At 62.1% G+C, this 3,399-nt stretch carries 4 protein-coding genes; 3 read left to right on the top strand and 1 reads right to left on the bottom strand.

What is annotated here, in order from left to right:
* The 3 genes from HX846_RS34905 to HX846_RS34895 all read left to right on the top strand — a co-directional run.
* A partial coding sequence (locus HX846_RS34905) for a sugar kinase (protein ID WP_178967223.1) occupies positions 1–574 on the top strand: 574 nt, incomplete at its 5' end.
* A gap of 55 nt (positions 575–629) precedes the next feature.
* Positions 630–1,925, top strand: coding sequence for an MFS transporter (locus HX846_RS34900; RefSeq protein ID WP_003214078.1), 1,296 nt, complete (start codon positions 630–632; stop codon positions 1,923–1,925).
* Entirely contained in the window at positions 1,925–2,902 is a 978-nt protein-coding gene (locus tag HX846_RS34895; RefSeq protein ID WP_178967222.1) for a D-glycerate dehydrogenase, read from the top strand. The genes HX846_RS34900 and HX846_RS34895 overlap by 1 nt, the downstream gene beginning before the upstream one ends.
* Positions 2,903–3,035: 133 nt before the next feature.
* Here the strand turns inward: HX846_RS34895 and HX846_RS34890 are convergent.
* Positions 3,036–3,399 (bottom strand): methyl-accepting chemotaxis protein (locus HX846_RS34890; RefSeq protein ID WP_256740303.1); only part of this gene is annotated, 364 nt, incomplete at its 5' end.

Below are 3,399 nucleotides of genomic sequence, written 5' to 3'. Positions count from 1 at the left end.
TGAGCTGTTGCAAGCCCGGCACCTGCACGCCACCGGCATTCCGCCGGCGCTGTCGGACGCCACCCGCGACCTGTCGCGCCAGTTGATGACGCAAATGCGCGAGGCCGGGCGCAGCGTGTCCTTCGACCCGAACCTGCGCCCGTCCCTGTGGGCGAACGAGCAACGCATGATCAGCGAAATCAACGCCCTCGCCTGCCTGGCGGACTGGGTGTTGCCGGGCTTGGGCGAAGGCCGCTTGCTCACCGGTTTTGAAGACCCGGCCGACATCGCCGCGTTTTACCTGGACCAGGGCGTGGAAGCCGTGGCCATCAAGCTCGGGCCCCACGGCGCGTATTACCGCACCCAGCTGGACCAGGGGTTTGTCGCCGCCGTGCCAGTGGCCAAGGTGGTCGACACGGTCGGCGCCGGCGATGGATTTGCCGTGGGCATGATCAGCGCGTTGTTGGAAAACCTGAGCTTCAGCGAAGCCGTGCAGCGCGGCAACTGGATCGGCAGCCGCGCGGTGCAGAGCCGTGGCGACATGGAAGGCTTGCCGTTCAGGACCGATCTGCCCCACACCCAGAAAGCCGGTTAATCAGCATCACCGAGTTACCTGTTGCCACAACTACAACAAGCTCAGGAGCAACCTTATGGAACCGTTGAAACTCGCCACCCGCCGTTGGTGGTACATCATGCCCATCGTGTTTATCACCTACAGCCTGGCGTACCTGGACCGCGCCAACTACGGCTTTGCCGCCGCCTCCGGGATGGCCGAAGACCTGATGATCACCCCGGGCATGTCGTCATTGCTCGGCGCGCTGTTCTTCCTTGGCTACTTTTTCTTCCAGGTGCCCGGTGCGATCTACGCGCAGAAACGCAGCGTGAAGAAGCTGATTTTCGTCAGCCTGATCCTGTGGGGCGGCCTGGCCACCCTGACCGGCATGGTGTCCAACGCCTACATGCTGATCGTGATCCGCTTCATGCTCGGGGTGGTCGAAGCCGCCGTGATGCCGGCGATGCTGGTGTACCTGTGTCACTGGTTCACCCGCGCGGAACGCTCGCGAGCCAACACCTTCCTGATCCTCGGCAACCCGGTGACCATGATGTGGATGTCGGTGGTCTCGGGCTACCTGGTACAGCATTTCAGCTGGCGCTGGATGTTTATCATCGAAGGTTTGCCGGCGGTGCTGTGGGCGTTTATCTGGTGGAAGCTGGCGGATGAAAAACCCGCCGACGCCAAATGGCTGAGCGCCCAGCATAAAAAAGACCTGGAAACCGCCCTCGCCGAAGAACAAGTGGGCATCAAGGCGGTAAAGAACTACGCCGAGGCCTTTCGCTCACCCAAGGTGATCATCCTGGCGCTGCAGTTTTTCTGCTGGAGCATTGGCGTGTATGGCTTCGTGCTGTGGCTGCCGTCGATTCTCAAGGCCGGCCTGAAAATGGACATGGTCGAGGCCGGCTGGCTGTCGGCGCTGCCGTACCTGGCGGCGGTGATCGGCATGCTGGCGGTGTCCTGGGGCTCGGACAAACTGCAAAAACGTAAACGTTTTGTGTGGCCACCGTTGCTGATCGCCTCCATCGCGTTTTATGCGTCCTACGTGCTCGGCGCCGAACACTTCTGGTGGTCGTACACCCTGCTGGTGATCGCCGGGGCCTGTATGTATGCGCCTTACGGGCCGTTTTTCGCAATCGTCCCCGAGATCCTTCCGGCCAACGTCGCCGGCGGCGCCATGGCGCTGATCAACAGCATGGGCGCCCTCGGTTCGTTCGGCGGTTCGTATCTGGTGGGCTACCTCAACAGCAGCACCGGATCGCCCGGCGCCTCGTACTTGCTGATGAGCGGTGCGCTGCTGGTGTCGGTGGTGTTGACGATCTTTCTCAAGCCCGGCGCCAGCGACCGCGAACGCGCCCCGCTGCAATCCCTTGAATTGAAGGTAAAGACCTGATGAAAAAGTCTGTCGTGCTCTACAAGAAACTCTCTGCACCGCTGATGGCCCGCCTGCATGAACAGGCCCAGGTCACGCTTATTGAATCGCTGGATGAAAGCGGCCTGGCCAAACTGCGTGAAGCCTTGCCGACCGCTCAGGGCTTGCTCGGTGCCAGCTTGCGCCTGGATGCCAAACTGCTGGATCTGGCGCCAAACCTTGAGGCCGTGGCCAGCGTGTCGGTCGGTGTCGACAACTACGATATCGACTACCTGACCGAGCGCGGCATCCTGCTCAGCAATACCCCCGACGTACTGACCGAAACCACCGCCGATACCGGCTTCGCCCTGATCCTGGCGACCGCCCGGCGAGTGGTGGAGCTGGCCAATATGGTGCGCGCCGGCAACTGGAACCAGAACATCGGCCCGCTGCATTTCGGCAGCGACGTGCATGGCAAGACCCTGGGCATTATCGGCATGGGCCGGATAGGCGAAGCATTGGCCCAGCGTGGGCACTTCGGGTTCGGCATGCCGGTGATCTACCACAGCCACTCGCCAAAACCTGCGGTGGAGGCGCGGTTTGACGCGCAATACCGCAGCCTGCCGGACCTGCTCCGGGAAGCCGACTTTGTGTGCCTGACCTTGCCGCTGACGGCTGAAACCGAAGGTTTGATCGGTGCTGAAGAGTTCGCGCTGATGGGCCCGGAGACGATCTTTATCAACATCTCCCGGGGCAAGGTGGTGGACGAGCCGGCGCTGATCGAGGCGTTGCAACAGCGCACGATTCGTGCGGCGGGGCTGGATGTGTTTGTGCGGGAGCCGCTGCAGCATGACTCGCCGTTGTTGCGCTTGAACAATGTGGTGGCGACGCCGCATATCGGTTCAGCGACTCATGAGACGCGGGAGGCGATGGCGAAGTGCGCGGTGGACAATCTGCTGGCGGCGCTGGCGGGTGAGAAGCCGAAGAACCTGGTGAACCCAGCCGCCTGGAAACACTGATTCCTGAAGCACCACAGAAGCCAATGTGGGAGCGGGCTTGCTCGCGAAAGCGGTGTGTCAGCCACCGAATGCATCAACTGACACACCGCTTTCGCGAGCAAGCCCGCTCCCACATTTTTGATCGTATTTCAGGTCAGATGACGAAGCGCGCCACCATCCCGTTCAAATCCACTGCCAGGCGCGACAGTTCGTGACTGGCGGCTGAGGTCTGATTGGCGCCCGCCGCCGACTGCGTCGCCAGGTCGCGGATGTTCACCAGGTTGCGATCCACTTCGCGGGACACCTGAGCCTGTTCTTCCGAGGCACTGGCGATCACCAGGTTGCGCTCGTTGATCAGGCTGATGGACTGGGTGATCTGCTCCAGGGCCACACCGGCAGCCCGCGCCATTTCCAGGGTGCTTTGGGTGCGCTGGTTGCTCTGCTGCATGGACTGCACCGCTTCACCCGTACCGCTCTGGATGCCGGCGACCATTTTCTCGATTTCCTGGGTCGACTGC

Source organism: Pseudomonas sp. K5002 (genome assembly GCF_013386655.1).
Taxonomy (GTDB): Bacteria; Pseudomonadota; Gammaproteobacteria; order Pseudomonadales; family Pseudomonadaceae; genus Aquipseudomonas.
The sequence above is the reverse complement of the archived record's forward strand: the minus strand, read 5'-3'. Positions and strand labels throughout refer to the sequence as shown.